The organism is Balneolaceae bacterium (assembly GCA_034521445.1).
Lineage (GTDB): Bacteria > Bacteroidota > Rhodothermia > Balneolales > Balneolaceae > JAXHMM01.
The window spans coordinates 261,410-279,735 of the sequence record JAXHMM010000006.1; the positions used below are offsets into that span (position 1 = coordinate 261,410).

The following is an 18,326-nucleotide window of genomic DNA, read 5'->3' on the forward strand; positions in this document are numbered from 1 at the left end:
AGAAACCATTGTTTCCCGTTACCCATAGGTAAGTCTCCAGTATATGAAAAGAAGTGCGAACCCGGTCAGGAAGGCCATGCCTCCCCAGCTTAGCCACCGGAGCCACGGCCTGGGGACGCAGGCGTCGGGCATGTGGGGTGCGTGAACCAGCCGGTAGTTGATCCAGGCCAGCACCGGCGCGGTGAGAAAGGAAAGGGTGGTGGCCAGGTCCACCAGCAGTGTAAACTGTTCGCCCATGAACCAGAGTACGCCCAGGCTGAGCAGGGGAACGCCCACCAGCAGGAGTCGGTAGAGGGGGAGGTTGTCGCGGTCGCGGAAGGTGTCGGGCCACATCACCTCCAGGATACGGCGGGAGACGCGCGGATAGGCGTCGGTAACGGTCAGGGTGGTGCTGAACATGGTGGTGAAGGCACATATGACAATCACCGGGTAGGCCCAGGCGCCCAGGTTGGTGGTGTAGAGTGAGAGAAGCTGGGAGGCGAAGGCCGTGCCGCTTGAGGCGTAGTCCTCCCCGCTGCCGTACATGACCAGGGCGCCCAGCAGCAGGAAGCCGAGGGCCAGTACGGCGGCCCCCAGGTAGCCGATGTTGAAATCGAGCAGGCTTTCGCGCAGCTTGGGCCTGTAGGAGGTCTGCTTCGCACGCTCGAGCGTCCAGAGCGAATGCCAGGCCGCTGCGTCGATGGGGATGGGCATCCAGCCCATCAGGGCGATGAGAAAGGAGATCCCGGCTATGTTCCAGAGGGAGGGAGCCGCTATCGGAGTTGTCGCTGCCTGACCGCCCTGCCACAGGGCCGCCCCTAGGGCAAGCAGGGTGGAACCGGCGAGAACCACCATGATGAGCTTTACGGAGCCGTCCAGAGCCGAATAGCGCCCCGACAGCAGCAGGACGATGCAGATGCCCAGCAGGATAGCGCTCCAAAGCAGGGGAGTAAGGGCCAGGCCGGTCAATTCGGCCGCCAGCACCGCAGCCACGACCGTCACGGCGGCTTGCACAGCAAACATGGTACCCAGGGTGAAGAGCGCGAAAATCCAGATGGCCCAACGGCCCAGGCGCCGGTAGCCTTCAATCATGCTCTCGCCGGTGGCAATGGCGTAGCGGGGCCCGAATTCCAGAAAGGGATATTTGAAAAAATTGGCTAAAACCACCGCCCAGATGAGCGCATAGCCGTAGGTAGCCCCGGCGCGGGTGGATTGCACCAGGTGGGAGACGCCGATGGCGGCGGCCGCCATCAGAAGGCCGGGGCCAAGGCTTTGCCTTATCCCCTCCCACCTGTTCTGAGTGCTGTCATTGTCCATCGGAGGTCATGATTTAGAACCGGCTCCGGATTATATACACAATTTGGCCGCGAAATTAAACTTGTAAAATAGAGGGTGCAACGGGTGAATCTTCGGTCCGATCCTATTGTTAACCGATAAACCGATGACGTAAATATCAAGAAGCATAGGAGGATACCATGATTACACGTTCGACCATCCTGGAGCTGATCGAACAGGCCCAAAACCCCTCGGTCTCCATATTTCTGCCAACCCATGAGCGGGGTGAGGAGGTGCAGCAGGACCCTATACGACTGAAAAACCAGCTGAAGGAGGCTGAACAGCAGCTCGTCTCCCTGGATATGGGTGAACGGGACATCAAGGAGCTGTTGAAGCCTGCCCGCGATCTCCTGGACCGTCCCCTCTTCTGGCAGCATGGCGACCGCGGACTCGCTATTTTCCTGACGGAGTCCGGCTCCCGGCATTTCAGGGTGCCCCTCGACGTGCCCGAGCAGGTCTATGCGGGATCCCGTTTTATGGTCACTCCCCTGCTGCCCATGATCGCCCTGGACGGTTCGTTCTGCGTGCTGGGCATCAGCCAGAAAAAAATCCGCCTGCTGAGAGCCACGCGGGACAAGGTCCGCACCATCGCCCTGGAGGAGGCGCCCACGAGTATGGAAGAGTTTAAAAAGTACGATCTGGAGGAGAAGAGCCTCTCGTCAGCCTCGGGTCGGGGGGGACAGAAGTCAATGTTTCACGGGTGGGGGGATGCCTCCGTGGAAAGCCATTACGTTGAGAACTATCTTAAACAGGTCGAGAATGAAGTAACCACACAGATGCGTCAGCGCAACGATCCCCTGGTACTGGCCGGGGTTAAGGAGGCTGTGGCCCTCTACCGCAAGGTTAATCACTACAGCCGGGTTATGGACCGCGCCCTGGAGAACAATCCCGATCCCTGGAGCGATGAGGATCTGCGGGACCGGGCCTGGAAGATTATCAGGGAGTATTTTCTGCAGGACATGTACAACGATCTCTCCCGGTACAACGACCTGAAGGGAAGCGATCGGCAGTCGGACAACCTGGGCCGCATAGTCGAGTCCTCCCACTATGGGAAGGTTGATACCCTGTTCATCGCGAAGGGCGAGCAGAGCTGGGGCCGCTTTGACTCCGGACGCGATGTAGTGCACCGTGCCGAAGGTCCGGGTGACGGCGTCTATGACCTGATCAACGAGTCCGCCATCCAAACCCTTACGCAGGGCGGCGATGTCTACGCACTGGATCGCGGGGAGATGCCCGACGGGGCGTCTGTTGCGGCCATCTACCGCTACGGCTAGAGCGCGTTCTCAATCTTGTCGGTATAGTTCAGTTTCTCCCAGGGGAAGTGTTCCCGACCGAAGTGCCCGTAGGCCGCTGTCTCGCGGTAGATGGGCTGCTTCAGGTTGAAGCGGTCGATGATGCCGGTCGGCGTGCAGTCAAAGGTCTGCTGAATGGCTTGAGCCAGCCGTGTGTCCTCCACCTTCCCGGTACCGTAGGTATTGACGTTGATGGAGACCGGTTCGGCAATGCCAATAGCGTAGGCGAGTTGAATAAGGCACTCGTTGGCCAGTTCAGCCGCCACCACATTTTTGGCAATATGCCGGGCGGCGTAGGCAGCGCTGCGATCCACCTTGCTGGGATCCTTGCCCGAAAAGGCTCCGCCCCCGTGTCCCCCTCGTCCCCCGTAGGTGTCAACGATGATTTTTCGGCCCGTCAGTCCGGTGTCGCCATGGGGGCCCCCGATGACAAATTTGCCCGTGGGGTTGACGTGGAGGATGGTGTTCGGATCGATGAGGCTGCCGGGAATTACCTCAGGAATGAGATGCTTCTCCAGGTCCTCCTTGATCCGAGGCTGGTCGGCATCGGCGTCGTGCTGTGTGGAAATTACGATGGTATCGATGCGTTCCGGCCGTCCCTCACGGTCGTACTCCACGGTCACCTGGCTCTTGCTGTCTGGTCCCAGGTAGGGCATGAGCGCGGTTTTCTTGCGAATGTGGGCCAGCTTCCGAAGAAGGTCGTGGGCGTACTGCAGCGTCATGGGCATGTAGGTATCGGTCTCCCGGCAGGCATAGCCGAACATCATGCCCTGGTCGCCCGCCCCCATCTGCTTCTGCTCGCCCTCGTCAACGCCCTGTGCAATGTCGGGGCTCTGCTGGTGGATGGTGGTCAGCACACCACACGATTCCGAATCGAATCGGTAGGAATTCTTGGTATAGCCGATGTCGCGAATCACCTCCCGCGCGATCTCCTGCACGTCCACGTAGGCTTCGGTGGTCACCTCGCCTGAAATGACGGCCAGCCCGGTGGTCACCAGGGTCTCTACGGCCACCCGGGAGTCGGCGTCCTGCGAGAGCATGGCGTCGAGGATGGCGTCGGAAATCTGATCGGATACCTTGTCCGGGTGTCCCTCGGAAACCGATTCGGAGGTGAAGAGTCGTTTCATGGTGCGGTTATGCTCTGTGTGTTTGAAATCAAATGAGCAGAGAAGCTAAGAAAAAAGGAGAAGAGATCACACCATTCGGCCCGTACCGGGAGGGGGTGCGAAAGTGAGGGTGATCAGCCGAAAAGGTCGTTTTCGTTCTTCTTGGGGTCCACCCCAAGGTATTCGAATGCCCTGCGGGTAGCTACGCGACCCTTGGGTGTGCGCTGCAGGAAGCCCTCCTTGATGAGGAAGGGTTCGTAGACCTCCTCGATGGTGCCCTTGTCCTCGCCTACGGCCACGCCCAGTGTGCCCAGACCGACGGGTCCCCCGGCGTAGTTTTCGATGATGGCCTTCAGGATGCGAATGTCCATCTCATCCAGCCCGTTCTGGTCAACATCCAACGCGTTCAGCGCCTTGTCGGCGATCCCGTCGGTAATGGTGTCCATTTCCTCCACCTGCGCGAAGTCGCGGGTGCGCCGCAGCAGCTTGTTGACGATGCGGGGCGTGCCCCGGCTGCGACGGGCGATTTCGTGGGCGCCCGTATCGGTGATGCCCATATTGAGAATATGGGCGGTGCGCAGGGCGATGCGCTGGAGAAGCTCCACGTCGTAGTAGTCCAGGCGCATGTCAATTCCGAAACGCGCTCTCAGAGGAGCCGTAAGTAGCCCCTTGCGGGTGGTGGCCCCCACCAGGGTGAAGCGGTTCAGCTCGATCTGAATGCTGCGGGCGTTGGGTCCGGAGTCGATGACGATGTCAAGCCTATAATCTTCCATGGCCGAGTAGAGGTACTCCTCCACGACCGGATTGAGGCGGTGAATTTCGTCGATGAAGATCACGTCGCCTTCCTCAAGGCTGGTGAGCATGCCCGCCAGGTCGCCCGCTTTCTCCAGTACGGGTCCGGTAGTGGGGCGTATCTGTACGCCCATCTCGTTGGCGATTATATGGGCCAGGGTCGTTTTGCCGAGGCCCGGAGGACCCGAGAGAATGACGTGGTCAAGGGCCTCCCCGCGTTTGCGGGCCGCTTCGATGAACACAGAGAGGTTGCGAACCGCCTTTCGCTGACCGATGAACTCCTCCATGCTGGAGGGCCGTACCGTCCGTTCAAAGGCCTCGTCGTTCTTTTCGGCGTCGAGCAATGGATTCTGCACGGCGGTTGGGATGTGGAATGATCGGGTAGTGCCTGCCGCTGGCAAAGTAACTTATTCTGCAGGAATTTCGAAGGGCGATTGGCCGGACCTAGTCTCCTGAAGGCAGCTGTTCCAGCAGGCGTCGGGCGGGTCCCTCATAGGGTCCCTGGAGGGAGGCAGCCTGCTCCAGGGCCTCGCGGGCTTCGGCGGTGCGCTCGGTGCGCAGCAAGGTGTTGCCCAGGAACCACCAGGCTTTTTCCCGAACGAGGGCGGGTCCCTCTTCGTTGGAGGCGGCGGCGTGAAAGGCGCTGTCTGCAGGTGCAAACCGTCCGGCATTATATTCGAGAATGCCGATATTCAGGTGGGCACGCGCCGCGTCGGCCTCCCCATTTCGGTCCCGCGCCAGGTCGGAGAAAAGACGAAGGGCTTCACCGCGATTGCCCAGCACCAGGGCATGGTAGCCTGCGTTGAGCAGGGAGTCGGCAGTGCCGAGATCTCCTTCTCCGCGGGTGACCGTGGGAAGGGCAAGCTCGGTGCGTGTGTCAATCTGAGTCAGTGCCAGCTGCCCGGGCTCGGGCTGCTGCGGAAGTCCCCAATAAAGATAGGCCAGCGTTGCGATCAGCACCGCGGCGGCGGCCGCGACGCGACCCCAGCGGCCGCTGAGCAGGTGAATGGAGGTGCTTCCGCGGTCTGCGATCTCCCCGTCTCGCCTGTCGCCCTCCACCCTGTTACGGCCGCGGACCAGGTCGCGCACGGCCAGTTCGGTTTCCAGGTAGTCAATGTAGTCGGGCTTCTGCAGCAGTTCCGCCCACAGTTCATCCTCCTGATCATCAGAGAGCGTGCCCTTGACGTAGGCGTCGATTTTGCGGATGAGTGCTATTTCTCTCGATTCATTCATGGTGTTCGGGAGCTGTGATCTTCGGTACAGGGAGACGGGCAGTCCATGTGTACACGATCCCGCCCTCTTTTGGGCCCTATCAATGGTATGACCGTTGCGAAGATCATTCCTTACACTATAATTTACTTTTTTTATCGATACAGCGATTGAGCTGCTTGATAATGCGGTGTTTCCGTATCCAGGCGTTGTTGACGCTGATCCTAAAGTGATCGGCCACGGTCGGTCCGTCGGTGTCGGGATTCTCGAACCAGTAGTCGATGAATTCGCGGTATTCCTCCTTAAGTTCGTCCATGCAGCGCTCCAGAATTTCGAAACGTTCCCTGTTTTCCAGCGCGGCCAGCTGCCCGGGAGCATGGTATGACGTGTCGGGCACCTCATCGTAGGGCCGCTCGCGCCTGCGGCTTATCATTTTCAGGTACTGGTTGCGGCAGGTGGTGATCAGGTAGGAGAAAACCTGTTGCGGGTTGCGGATGCGCCCCTCACGGATGGCGTTGACCGTTACCAGGAGGGACTCCTGCACACAGTCGAGCGCATCTTCCCGCTGGGCGTTCATATGCACATAGAGATAGCGAAGCAGGCGCGGACGTATCTCCTGCAGGAGCCTGTTTGTGTTCTCCCGGTCGTTTTCCTCAAGGGCCTGTACGAGTTCCGAGTAATCCATTTCGCCAATGCGTTGCGGTGCGTCCCCTGTTTTTGGTCCCGACAACTTAAAAAAACTCTAATATATTTAAACAACTATTTGCACACTCTTCCCCGGCGCGGGGCAGATTCTGCTACTATTAGACTTGATTATTTTGTTACTTTATTGCTGTAAAACGGAGGTGGCATACCCCAAACGTGCATTCCTGGCGCCTAACATGTACCGAGTTCGGCTGAAAAATTTTGAGGGTCCCCTGGACCTCCTGCTCTTCTTTATCAAGCGGGACGAGCTTGATATTTACAACATTCCTGTCTCCTATATTACCGGCGAATTTCTGGATTACATCCGTATGCTGGAAGAGCTGGACCTGGACGTGGCCAGCGAGTTCATCCTCATGGCCAGCATGCTCATGTCCATCAAGGCCCGGATGATGCTTCCACATGAGGGCGAGGAGGAAGTCATGGACGAGCACGATCCCCGCTACGAGCTTGTCCAGCGGCTGCTGGAGTACAAGCGCTATAAGGAGATGGGCGGGAAGATGTCCGGCATGGAAGAAGAGGCCAGGAAGGCACATTACCGCGGCTATCACGAAGTGGACCGGGTCGAGAAGCAGGCCTCGGGAGAGGCGCTGAAGAATGTGACCATGTTCGACCTGATGGCGGCCTTTAACAAGGTGCTCAACGACCTGAAGGAGAAAAAGAGCCTCCACCACGTGGAAAAGATCGAGGTGACCGTGGAGGAGCAGGCCGAGTGGGTGCTGGAGCACCTGCAGCAGCAGGGACGCACCTCTTTTCTGGACATGGCCCGCAAGCTGGGTTCGCGAATCTATATTGTGATCACCTTCCTGGCTGTCCTGGAAATGCTCAAGGAGCGCCAGATCAACCTCTACATCGAGGACGAGGATCCCACCCATTTCTATCTTGACCTGAAACCTGTGGACGAGATCATCGGCTCGGACCAGGGCATTATTTCCTAAATACTTTTTCCAGCCATGAAATATGCATCCAGATTTATCCTTGTTGCCGGAATGGCCCTCGCGCTCGGCGCCTGCAGCACCGGCCGTGAAAGCCTTACCGAACCCCCCTCTACAGACGCCGGACCTACCGAACGGCTGCTCTCCTACCAGGAGCTGATTACCGAGGAATATCTGCGTCCCCGTCTCACCGCCTTTTCCCACGACTCCATGGAGGGGCGCGAGACCGGCACACGCGGGTTGCGCATGGCCGCTGACTACCTGGCGCGGGAATACCGCGAACTGGGACTCCAGCCGGTGGGAGATAACAACAGCTATTTCCAGCATTTCGAACTCAACGCCACCCGCACCGACAGTGCCGTTTATGTAGTTCGCGACACCACAGGGTCCCGCGTGCTGAGCCGCTCCGTGGCGGCACCGGGCTCACGTGCTCGTTTTGTACCCGCATTCGGGGGAGGAACCGACGTCAGCGGCGAGGTGGTGTTTGCGGGCTTCGGTGTGAATGATCCCGAACGCGGCGTACAGCATCTGGAGGGGGCGAGCCTGCAGGATAAGTGGGTGATGGTGTACGAAGACATCCCCGGCGTGGTGGAGGGCGACACCCTCCTCAGCCCCGACATCGATTCGCGCTCCCGCTTCAGATCGCTTCTGAACGAGGCCGGGGCCCGGGGCGTCCTGCTCATTCCAGGCATGAGCGCAGCTGAGTTTGAGGAGAGTGCCGCCGAAGAGGCGGTCGGCTACGGCGAACCGCAGGGCATGCGCCTGGCCTACCGCGACCGGGGTTCGGAGAACGGCAGCATGGGACCTGCCCTGAATGTCGTCCATCCCGTGCTGGCTGCCGAGATGTTGGGACTGGAGGGCGAGGGCGCCCTCCGGAGCCATCATGACCGGCTCCTGGAGGAGATCGCCGGGTTCCGCGCCCGTCCGACGGGTTACTCCCTTGAGCAGAACTTCCATACCAGCACGGTCACCGTCCCTACAAAAAATGTGGCAGCTTTCCTGGAGGGCGGGGACCCTGAGCTGAAGGACGAGGTGGTGGTGCTCACCTCCCACTACGACCACGTGGGCATCGGGCAGCCGGACGAGAACGGCGACCGTATCTACAACGGGGCCGACGACGACGGCAGCGGTACCATCGGGCTGCTGAATGTGGCCCGGGCCCTGGCCGAGGCACGCGACGACGGACTGCGCCCGCAGCGAAGCATCCTCTTCCTGAATGTGGCGGGCGAAGAGAAAGGCCTGCTGGGCTCGCGTTACTACTCCGACCATCCCATCTTTCCCATCGAAAAAACCGTCACCAACCTGAATGTGGATATGATTGGCCGGGTTGACCGCCAGCAGGAAGAACAGGGCGTCTCCGACTACACCTACATAATTGGGGGACGTATCATCTCATCCGACCTTGCGCGTCTGCTGGAGGAGGCCAACGAGCGATCGGGCAAGCTGGTGCTCAGCGACCGATACAACGATCTGCGGGACCCCAACCAGTTCTACCGGCGCAGCGACCACTGGAATTTCGGCCGCCTGGGCGTGCCCTTCGTCTTCTTTTTCACGGGTGTTCATGAAGACTATCACCGGCCCTCCGACGAGGTGCACAAGATCCGCTTCGATATGCTTGTCCGGCGCACACAAACCATCTATGCCTCGGCCGTGTTGGTGGCCAACAGCGAAGATCCACCGGTGGTGGACAACCAGGAGTTTATAGAGATTACCAGGACGGAGTCTCGCTAGGGTGGCTGCTACCGCCCGACCGAGATGAATGGCGCCCAGTGTACGGGATGATTCAGCAGGGGGTGATCGATCATGGCCAGCTTGGTTTGCCGCATGGCCTCCGCAGTGGATCCGTAGGGAATGGAACGCTCCCAGCCCGCCCAGCGGCCGAAGCGCATCCACAAGGAATGCTCTTCTTCATTCATCTCCGCCAGGTGGCGGTAAAACAGGGGCATCATGTATGAGGTGGACCGGTCGCCCACGTTCCAGAGGCTCACTACCACAGTGGGCGCCCCGGCGTAGAAAAAAGAGCGCTGCATGCCCAGGATACCCTCGCCGCTGACCAGGGGACCCATGCCCGTGTTGCAGGCACTCAGTACCACCATGCGTGTATTCAGCTGCAGCCGGTAGATTTCCGAGCTGCGCAGCATGCCGTCGTTGAGGTCGGCCACCTCAAGATCGCCGGCCGTACCCAGGGCCAGTCCGCTCATGGCCGGCTGCTCTTCGTCGATGCGTCCGTGAGTGGCCAGGTGGATGTAACGGTAGGAGCTGCCCTCCAGACTGTTTTTAACCGCCTCTTCGTTCACCTCGGAGTTTTTAAGGACGGTACTCCTTGGGAAGCGGCTGGCGATGGAATCCACCTCTACCAGTGTGGAGGGAAGGGTGCGGAAGACGCTGCTGTTGGCGATGATATCCTGTCCATTTCCCATGCGGCTGAAGTCGGAACCGGCCACGGCCAGCAGCTGCATCTCGTTCTCTTCGGGTGGGCTTTCCATCAGCTGCAGGCTGGTGACCGAGGGAATGTACTTGAGGGTGTAATCCTGTATCAGGTATCGTCCGTTGCGGCGCAGCGCCTCGAAGGGCAGGTAGGCAAGGGCTCCGTCGGGAGCCACCATAAGGTGCTCGTAGGTACCCAGAGTCCGGGCGATGGGATCGACCAGCAACTCAAGCAGCGGCGATGAGAGGCGCTCCAGTTCTTCGGGCGAGGATTCTGCCAGGATGGCATCCCGGAAGCGCTGCACCAGGCCGGTAAGCAGCCGGCCGGCCCCCTCCTCCCCGCGGCCCAGGGATACCGTGCGAGCAACGGTTTCGTTCCGGCTGACCAAAAAAACGATCAGCCGGTCATCGGCTACGGCGTACTCCAGGATGGCGGTGTTGGGGGGGCACAACGCACGGGCCTCGGCCAGGGTGACCGGTTCGGGCGCGTCAAGCCGGCGGTACTGGGTATAGGTCTGGGCCAGCTCGTTCTGGTAGGCGGACCAGGCGAACTCCGCCTCGCGGACCAGCCCGCTCAGGGAGTCTGTGGCCGCCTCGCCGGAGGCCGTCTCCCGCTGCAGGTAGAGCTCTTGCAGCCGATCGAGGTGACGGCTGCGTTCCAGGCGCTCCTCTTCTGGAAGCTGCTCGTCGATGCGCAGGGAGGCCTCACGCAGTTCGTCCGACAGGGTGCGGGCCTTGGAGGCCTCGACCATGCGGTAGGCTTCGGCTGTTGATCCGCCGTGGTCCAGGCTACGTGCGGCCAGGGTCAGGTAAAAACCCGTATGCTGCCGGAAATAGTCCTGCCGCATCCGGCTGGCCTGGCCCACCTGCTGCCGGGTACGCTCGATAAGCTCCACCGCCATGCGCCCATAATGAAGCGTGCTGTCGGAGTTCAGCCGGTCGAAGGCATGGGAAAGCCAGCTGAGGGGATGGATGCTCTCGACGATGGGCAGCTCGCGGCTGATCTGCCAGGCGTTCCGGAACTGCGTACGGGCCTGCCCGAACTCCTCCCGCTCGAAATGCAGGCGCCCGCGCCAGTAGGCTGCCTCGGACCGAAGCCGGGCGAGTCCTGTAGTGTCCGCCAGGTAGGCCCCCTCCTCGATGTAGATGGCGGCTGGCTGCAGGTTGCCCTGCTGAATGTTTACCTTGGCGAGGTCCCAGTAGGAACTGGCTACCAGGTGCGGGTTTCGGGTCTGCCTCCGAAGCTCAAGGGCCTGCTCATAAAGGGAGGTGGCCTCCTCTCTGCGGTCGGTTTTCCACAGCTCATGGGCCATATTCTGGTAGGTTTGCGCGGTGCTGCCCGGGGTGGCCCTGTTATCCACCATTTCCAAGCTCTGCCGGTAGTAATCCAGCGCCCGCTGCGGATTGCCCATGCGCGAATAGAGCACGCCTATATTGCTGAGCGTGGCGCCGGCGCTGAGGGGCTGGCTACCCCGCCGGTGATAGTCCAGCGCCTTCCGGAAGGCAACCAGCGCCTGGTCGTAGTTGCCCAGCGTCTGCTGAAGGCTGCCCAGGTTGTTGTAGATAGTGCCCAGCTCGTCTTCATCGGCCCCGTAGGCAAGGCGCAGCTGCAGGCTGCGGTACAGGTGCTCGGCGGCCCGGTCGTAGAGTCCAAGCTGCCTGTAGGCCATGCCCATGTTGTTGAGCGTGTGGGCTACAAAGGAGGAGTCGTCCCGCTGTGCGTAGAAAACCAGGGCACGGTTGCCGTATTCGATCGCCTTCCGGTACCTGCCGGTGGTCCGGGATGTGGTGCCGAGGGTATTAAAGACCGAACCCATCATGGTGCTGTCTCCCGAAGCGACGGCCCTTGACAAGGCATTTTCCAGGTGCTGGAAGGCGGAGTCTGGCTGGTTTGTATTCTTGAAAATCTGCGCCATGTTCAGGTGAATGGAAGCCCGGCTGTAGTCGGTATGCAGCCATGCCTCCCGCTCCATCAGGGAGCGGAAATGACGCAGGGCCTGCTCGTATTCGTCTCTCATGGAGAGCACCTGTCCCAGGTAGATACCCGCCTCGAGCCAGAGAGAGCTGTCCTGACGAGGTTGGTACAGCGCAAAGGCGCGTTCGAGGAGGGGCCGCGCCATTTCAAGATTTCCCTTTCCGTAATACGTCACCCCGCGTTTGTAGAGGCTGTCGGCGGAGAGTCCCTGCTGGGCCTGAAGGCCGGCCGGGAGCATCAGAAAGGCAAGCAGAACCAGCGTATGTCTGGTGGAGGATCCCGGTTTCACGTTATATAATGTCCTTTATACTTTGTAAAGAAGATGCAAAAATTTTTGGCGGCGCGCATATTCTTCTATAATAATGGTCCTACATGCCACGGCTTGCCTTGGCGAAATCGCAAACCAATCCGTTGATATGCTTTCAGAAATGACAGGAGAACAGAAAATGCCCGGAATTCGCCTCATGGACAACGGCGACGATCCGCCGCCTCCGCCCCCGCCGCCCGATGATGACGATGATGAAACGGGTTCTGGAGATGGCAGCAGCACCGGTGGCTGAGACGGTTCGGCTGCACTAGCCGGGCTCATGCTCTCCGAAGAGGGAGTTAACGAAGAGCTCACGGTCGAAGATCTGCAGATCTTCGAGCTGCTCGCCCACCCCAATGTACTTTACGGGCACCTCCAATTCGTTGGAGACACCGATCACGATACCGCCCTTGGCTGTGCCGTCCAGCTTGGTGAGCACCAGTCCGGTGATATCCACAAAATCGGTGAAGGCCCGGGCTTGCTGCATGGCGTTCTGCCCGGTGGAGGCGTCCAGCACCAGCAGCACTTCGTGGGGTGCGCCTTCCACCACCTTGCCCATCACCCGCTTGATCTTGGCCAGCTCGTCCATGAGTGACTTCTTGTTGTGCAGGCGTCCGGCGGTATCCACAATGGCCACGTCGGCCTCGCGCGACCGGGCGGCGGCTACCGAGTCGTAGGCGACGGCGGCGGGGTCGGCGTTCTGTCCCTGCTCGATGAGAGGCACGCCTGCGCGCTCGCTCCAGATACGCAGCTGGTCCACCGCTGCGGCGCGAAAGGTATCGGCGGCACCCAGCATCACCTTCTTGCCGGCTGCACTGTAGAGGTGGGCGAGCTTGCCGATGGTAGTGGTCTTGCCCACCCCGTTTACGCCCACCACCATAATCACGTGAGGCGTGGAAGGGAAATCGGCGTCGAAGGCCGCAGGCATATCGGTGGACTGCTCCCTGAGCAGGGCAATGATCTCCTCACGCAGGATGCGCTGGAGCTCCCCGCTGCCGGTGTATTTGTCGCGTGCCACACGCGCCTCTATGCGGTCGATGATCTGCACCGTGGTGTTCACGCCCACATCGGAGGTGATCAGCACCTCCTCGAGCTCGTCCAGTACAGCCGCGTCGACGGTGTCCTTGCCGGCGATGGCGCGTCCCAGCTTCTCCAGCAGGCCGGTACGGCTTTTTTCGGTGCCCTTATCCACTTTTTCCTTTTTGCGAAGGCCTATTTTCTCAAGCAGTCCCATACGGTGCGGTTCGGTTAATTGAAAGAGGCGCCCTCCATGAGCTCTCGGAATCGGTGAAAATAATCAATGAAGGAGAAAATCATAAGTGCGACGGCCGATCCCATGAAGAAAAGCTGCACGGTGGTTATCTCTGGCAGGAAGACGGCGCTCAGCCAGTAGGCGGCCAGGGCGTTGACGCTTACCTTGCCCGAAATGACTGCCATGGGCAGCTTGTTGCGATGCCTGCGAATCCACAGTGAGCCCGTCATAATGAGGGCGTCACGGACCACTACCGCCCCGAAAAACCACGCGGGGATGATGCCTGCCCATGTCGTATAGGCGAAAAGTACGAAGGCGCAGGTCTTGTCGGCTATGGGGTCCAGGGCCTTGCCCAGTTCGGAGACGGTGCCGGTACGGCGGGCCAGCCACCCGTCCAGGTAGTCCGAGAGTATGCCGTAGATCACCAGTGCAACCAACAGGGTATCGACCTCCCCGCCCGAGCTGTGATAGAGCCAGAGGATGGGGAAGGAGATCAGGAAGCGGGAGAAGGAGACCAGGTTGGACCAGGTGAAGATCCGATGGCTTACAGGCACCCCGTCAGCCGCCGAACCGCCGTATTCGGGTCCCGGCGCGGCGCCTATCATGTGATGATCCCCTCTTCCACCGCCAGCTCGTACAGCGAACGGTGCAGGTCGGCGTCGGCAATGTCGCCGCGGTGGATAAGTTCCTCCACCTCGTCTCCGCGCAACAGCAGGATGCAGCCCTCGGCGTCGAGAACCTCGTCGAACTTGCGGGGATCGGCATTGGAGAGCCGCTCCAGGTCGATGCCTTCGGGGCTTTTTTTCAGGTTGACCAGGCAGTAGAAGTTGTCGCTTTCCTCTTCTCCGAATCCGAAGATTTCCAGTTTGGTGTCGTCTTTGTCGAGCATCGGTTGTTATGCCTTGATGGGTGCTATGCCTTGTGCCGCTCCAGGAAGTCACGCGCCTTCACCAGCTCCACCACCTCGTCGCTTTCACGGTCGATGACGGCTACCTGGAAGAGGCTGATGATGGCCTGCTCCTCGATGCATGAAAGCGCTTCCTCCACGCTGCCGCATGCCATCTGCTCGCTGACCAGGTCGTTCACGCCTTTGACCACGTAGCGGAAAGATCGTCGGCCCGGCGGTGAGGAGTGTCCCCTGGAAGCGGGCCCGTCGAAGTAGTCGCGTAGGGCCTCTTCGGTGACGTACCACTGTACGCCCAGCTTGCGTCCCCGGATGCGTCCCTCGCGCAGATAGGCGCGGATGGTCATCTTGCTGAGATCCAGCCGCTCGTGGAGGTCATCCACCGAATACAAGGTCAGATTTCCGACCTGTTTGGGCATATCGTGCACAGGCTCTGGATTAACGGGCCGCATCCGACCCTGTTTCCGGGAAACACAAAGTTAACAATAAGTACCTATTGAATGCAATTTACTTGTTGTTACTTATACATTACTTGGGTATTGACTGCCCATTGCCGGTTTTTCTTGTTTCGTATGGGCTGCGCGCCGTATATTGTAAACAGTTGATTGAAAAAGGGCTCCGTGAAGACGGGGCCTTTGCTGTTTCAGGCCCCTCTTTCGGTATCCCTTCATCCTCCCCCCCGAATTGCCTACCTTCACTTGCTGAAGCCGTCTCCGAACAACGGAGGCGGAATGTGATACCGGAAGTAGTTCGCCACGGCCATGTTCAAGGAGATATACCGTTTTCTGCGTCACGTACGCATGGGCTATCTGCTTTTCACCTCCCTGCTGGTGCTGGGCGTGGTATTCGGCGGTTCGGAAATCGTCTATCAGGTCTTCCTGGACGACACCTCCCCGGATACGTTGCGCTGGCTTTATTTCAGCCGCGGCGTGGTGGCCTCCCTCACCCTGATGGTGTGGGCGGCGTGGACCGTATACAGTTACCGGGAGCTCTACGAGGAGGAGCTGGCCTCCACCGAGAGCCGCTACCGGGACATTATCGAGCATTCGGCCGACGCTATTCTCTCCCTGGACGACGACGGGCGCATCAACAGCTGGAACCAGGGGGCCAGGGAGATCTTCGGATGGACTCGGGAGGAGATGATCGGACGGCCCGTTACCACCATGGTACCGGAGGATCTGATCGAGAAGCGCGAGATGGAGTGCATCGCATTCGGCATGCGCTACCGCGGCTACGTACGCAACTACGAGACTGAGCGTCTGAACAGGGAGGGTAAACGCGTGCTGGTAAACCTCACCGAATCCTTTATACGCGACCGTAAGGGGGAGATCGTCGGACGTTCGCAGATATTGCGCGACCTGACCGAGCTCAAGATCAAAGAGCAGCAGATCCAGCATTCCGAGCGGCTGGCTACGGTGGGACACATGGCCGCGGGAGTGGCCCACGAAGTGGGCAACCCGCTGACCGCCATCTCCTCGCTGGTGCAGCTCTGCCAGCGGAAAACCCAGGAGCCCTTCGTGCAGGAACAGCTGGCCAAGGTGCGTTCGCATATCCAGCGCATCACCAAGATCGTGCGCGACCTGGTTGACTTTTCGCGCCCCTCCTCCCTGGAAGCCCGAAGGGTTCAGGTGAACACCCTCATCGAGTCGTCAGTGGGACTGATGCGGCACGATGCCCGGTGCCGAGATGTGGATTTTGAACTGGATCTCTCCCCGGAACTCCCTCCTATCATCTGCGTGCCGGACCAGCTCCAACAGGTCTTCGTCAATCTGCTGCTGAACGCCGTTGACGCCATGGAGGGGAGAGAGGAACCGCGCGTGGAAATCGCCACCCGTGTCACCGAAGACCATATCGAGCTTTCCGTTCGCGACAATGGGAAGGGCATCCCGGAAGAGCAGCAGCCGCGTATTTTTGAACCCTTTTTCACCACCAAGGAGGTGGGACGCGGCACGGGCTTGGGTTTATCGGTGAGCCATGGTATCATCACCAGGATGGACGGAGCCATTGTGGTGGACTCCACGCCGGGGGAGGGCGCCCTTTTCACCATCAGACTGCCAATCAACGACACGCAGCATGAACCGACGGATACTCATAGCGGATGACGAGACCGAGATCCGGGAGAGTCTCTCCCTGCTGCTGGAGGAGGAGGGCTACCGCTGCACCACGGCCGCCGACGGTACAGAGGCCAAGAAGGCAATTGACGAGCATTCCTTCGACATTCTCATCTGCGATCTAAAGATGCCCGGGGCCGGCGGCATCGAGGTGCTGGAATACCTTATCACCCACGCCTCGGAGACCCTCGCCATCATCATCACCGCCCATGCCACGGTCGATACCGCTATCCAGGCTCTTCGGAAAGGAGCTTCCGACTACATTCTCAAGCCTCTTGATTTTGAGGAGGTGCTGATCCGCATCCGCAACCTGCTGCAGCAGCGCGACCTGCTGCAGCAGAACAAGTACCTGCGCGAGCAGATCGACCAGGAGTATAATTTCAACCATATCATCGGTGAAAGCGAGGCCATGAAAAAGGTGTACCGCATGGTGGAGCGCGTCAGCGGCGCCACCACCAACGTGCTGGTCACCGGACCCAGCGGCACCGGCAAGGAGCTGGTGGCGCGTGCCATCCACTTTCACGGGCCCCGTTCCGGACAGCCCTTTATCGCCATCAACTGCGGCGCCATTCCGGAAAACCTGGTGGAATCGGAGCTATTCGGACACATGAAAGGGGCTTTCACCGGGGCTGAATCCGACAAGGAGGGCGTTTTCCAGGTGGCCCACCGGGGGACGGTGTTCCTGGACGAGGTGGCCGAAATCCCCCTTAACCTGCAGGTCAACCTGCTGCGGGTCATCCAGGAGAGGGAAGTGAAACCGGTGGGCTCTAACCATCCCGTTTCCTTCGACGCGCGCATTATAGCCGCTACCAACCGCAACCTGCAGAAGGAGGTGGATGAGGGACGCTTCCGCGAGGACCTCTACTACCGGCTTAATGTGGTGGAAATCCCGCTTCCGACCCTCTCAGAACGCCAGGAGGATATTCCCCTGCTGGCGCACCATTTTCTGAAAAAGTATTCCGACGAGCTCAAGCGGGACATCAAAGGTATCGACAGCCGCGCCATGGGGGCGCTTATATCGCACGCATGGCGGGGACAGGTGCGGGAGCTGGAGAACATCATCGAGCGGGCGGTACTGCTGGGAGAGGGCGACTACATCGGTCTGGAGGATCTTCCCCGCTCGCTGCGTGAAAGTGAGGATGGGGCGGAACAGGTGGACGAGGCCTCCCTGGACCAGGCGGTTCAGGCTTTTGAGAAGCACCATATTCAGCGCGTGCTCAACCGCACCGGCGGCAACAAGTCGGAGGCGGCGCGCCTGCTCGAGATTGATCCCTCCACCCTCTACCGGAAAATGGAGCGGATGGGGCTCTAGCCCTCCCCTTCACGCAGGCGGACCGTCAGGTTGAAGTGGACTGTCAGGCGTTTGTCGGCGCGGATGAGTCCCATTAATGCCGAAGGCGGGGTGATCCCGAAGGTATCCATGTGCAACTCACGGGAGCCCTTCACGCGGAAGCGGTTCTCATCGAGCTGCAGGCCGCGGACCGTGGTCTCGGTGGTGTCGCTCATGCCCGCGATGGTAAGCACCCCGCGGGCTCGAATGGAAAACCAGGTGCCCTCGCCCTCCCCGGCCGGAGATTCCGTCCCGACGCTCAGCGTATCGGCCACATCTGCCTCCAGCAACCGGTAGCGAATGAGTGGGAACCGCTCGGACTTGAGGGCTTCGTACATATCGCGGTTCATGGCCTTCTTGCCACATTGCAGGGTGCGTACGGGAACGCTGACCGTGATCTCTACGTCTTCTTCCCCGCCGGCGCCTTCCTGCAGGTTCACGGTGGCTTCGCCCGAGAGCCGCTGCGCGCGGCAGGTGTAGTCCACCACGCTGGCCGACCCTTCGATCCAGACGGCGCCACCCTCTTCAATCTCGATATTCCCCGACGCACCAAGCCCTGACTGTTGCGCGTGAACAGGCAGGGCGTATGCGAGTGCCGGGATCAGAAGGGCCAGGAGCAGTCTCCGGGTCCATTGCCTCTCCCGCGGATGGTCGGGTTGGCGGGACATGG

Annotated in this window: 16 protein-coding genes; 5 read left to right on the forward strand and 11 right to left on the reverse strand. The window is 60.2% G+C overall.

Annotated features, from left to right (window positions below):
* Positions 1-18: 18 nt before the first annotated feature.
* Positions 19-1,296, reverse strand: coding sequence for an Nramp family divalent metal transporter (locus tag U5K31_08380; GenBank protein ID MDZ7772738.1), 1,278 nt, complete (start codon positions 1,294-1,296; stop codon positions 19-21).
* A 158-nt stretch (positions 1,297-1,454) separates the two neighbouring features.
* Between U5K31_08380 and U5K31_08385 the strand changes: the two genes are divergently transcribed.
* Complete coding sequence (locus tag U5K31_08385) at positions 1,455-2,588, forward strand: hypothetical protein (GenBank protein MDZ7772739.1); 1,134 nt, start codon at positions 1,455-1,457, stop codon at positions 2,586-2,588.
* Here the strand turns inward: U5K31_08385 and metK are convergent.
* The 4 genes from metK to U5K31_08405 all read right to left on the reverse strand — a co-directional run bounded on the left by metK (position 2,585) and on the right by U5K31_08405 (position 6,398).
* Entirely contained in the window at positions 2,585-3,733 is a 1,149-nt protein-coding gene (metK, locus tag U5K31_08390; protein ID MDZ7772740.1) for a methionine adenosyltransferase, read from the reverse strand. The genes U5K31_08385 and metK overlap by 4 nt on opposite strands.
* 113 nt (positions 3,734-3,846) lie before the next feature.
* The gene (ruvB, locus tag U5K31_08395) at positions 3,847-4,860 is read right to left on the reverse strand and encodes a Holliday junction branch migration DNA helicase RuvB (protein MDZ7772741.1); all 1,014 of its coding nucleotides are present in this window, start codon (positions 4,858-4,860) and stop codon (positions 3,847-3,849) included.
* 88 nt (positions 4,861-4,948) lie between these two features.
* Complete coding sequence (locus tag U5K31_08400; GenBank protein MDZ7772742.1) at positions 4,949-5,737, reverse strand: hypothetical protein; 789 nt, start codon at positions 5,735-5,737, stop codon at positions 4,949-4,951.
* 115 nt (positions 5,738-5,852) lie between these two features.
* The gene (locus U5K31_08405; GenBank protein ID MDZ7772743.1) at positions 5,853-6,398 is read right to left on the reverse strand and encodes a sigma-70 family RNA polymerase sigma factor; all 546 of its coding nucleotides are present in this window, start codon (positions 6,396-6,398) and stop codon (positions 5,853-5,855) included.
* 196 nt (positions 6,399-6,594) lie between these two features.
* Between U5K31_08405 and U5K31_08410 the strand changes: the two genes are divergently transcribed.
* Complete coding sequence (locus U5K31_08410; GenBank protein MDZ7772744.1) at positions 6,595-7,353, forward strand: segregation/condensation protein A; 759 nt, start codon at positions 6,595-6,597, stop codon at positions 7,351-7,353.
* 15 nt (positions 7,354-7,368) lie between these two features.
* On the forward strand, positions 7,369-9,081 hold the full coding sequence (locus tag U5K31_08415) for a M28 family peptidase (protein MDZ7772745.1): 1,713 nt from the start codon (positions 7,369-7,371) through the stop codon (positions 9,079-9,081).
* A gap of 8 nt (positions 9,082-9,089) precedes the next feature.
* Here U5K31_08415 and U5K31_08420 read toward each other — a convergent pair whose 3' ends face one another.
* The 5 genes from U5K31_08420 to U5K31_08440 form a co-directional block, all read right to left on the reverse strand.
* Positions 9,090-12,041, reverse strand: coding sequence for a CHAT domain-containing tetratricopeptide repeat protein (locus U5K31_08420; GenBank protein ID MDZ7772746.1), 2,952 nt, complete (start codon positions 12,039-12,041; stop codon positions 9,090-9,092).
* Between the two features lie 286 nt (positions 12,042-12,327).
* On the reverse strand, positions 12,328-13,293 hold the full coding sequence (gene ftsY, locus U5K31_08425) for a signal recognition particle-docking protein FtsY (GenBank protein ID MDZ7772747.1): 966 nt from the start codon (positions 13,291-13,293) through the stop codon (positions 12,328-12,330).
* A 14-nt stretch (positions 13,294-13,307) separates the two neighbouring features.
* Entirely contained in the window at positions 13,308-13,916 is a 609-nt protein-coding gene (locus U5K31_08430) for a CDP-alcohol phosphatidyltransferase family protein (protein ID MDZ7772748.1), read from the reverse strand.
* Positions 13,913-14,200: a hypothetical protein gene (locus U5K31_08435; GenBank protein MDZ7772749.1), complete on the reverse strand. Its 288-nt coding sequence runs from the start codon at positions 14,198-14,200 to the stop codon at positions 13,913-13,915. Before U5K31_08435 ends, U5K31_08430 begins: the two co-directional genes overlap by 4 nt.
* 23 nt (positions 14,201-14,223) lie before the next feature.
* A complete protein-coding gene (locus U5K31_08440; GenBank protein ID MDZ7772750.1) occupies positions 14,224-14,634 on the reverse strand; it encodes a helix-turn-helix domain-containing protein in 411 nt (136 codons plus the stop codon).
* A gap of 342 nt (positions 14,635-14,976) precedes the next feature.
* Here U5K31_08440 and U5K31_08445 point away from each other — a divergent pair, with 342 nt between their 5' ends.
* The gene (locus tag U5K31_08445; GenBank protein MDZ7772751.1) at positions 14,977-16,317 is read left to right on the forward strand and encodes a PAS domain S-box protein; all 1,341 of its coding nucleotides are present in this window, start codon (positions 14,977-14,979) and stop codon (positions 16,315-16,317) included.
* A complete protein-coding gene (locus tag U5K31_08450) occupies positions 16,289-17,638 on the forward strand; it encodes a sigma-54 dependent transcriptional regulator (GenBank protein MDZ7772752.1) in 1,350 nt (449 codons plus the stop codon). Before U5K31_08445 ends, U5K31_08450 begins: the two co-directional genes overlap by 29 nt.
* Here the strand turns inward: U5K31_08450 and U5K31_08455 are convergent.
* The gene (locus U5K31_08455) at positions 17,635-18,324 is read right to left on the reverse strand and encodes a YceI family protein (GenBank protein MDZ7772753.1); all 690 of its coding nucleotides are present in this window, start codon (positions 18,322-18,324) and stop codon (positions 17,635-17,637) included. The genes U5K31_08450 and U5K31_08455 overlap by 4 nt on opposite strands.
* Between the last annotated feature and the right edge of the window lie 2 nt (positions 18,325-18,326).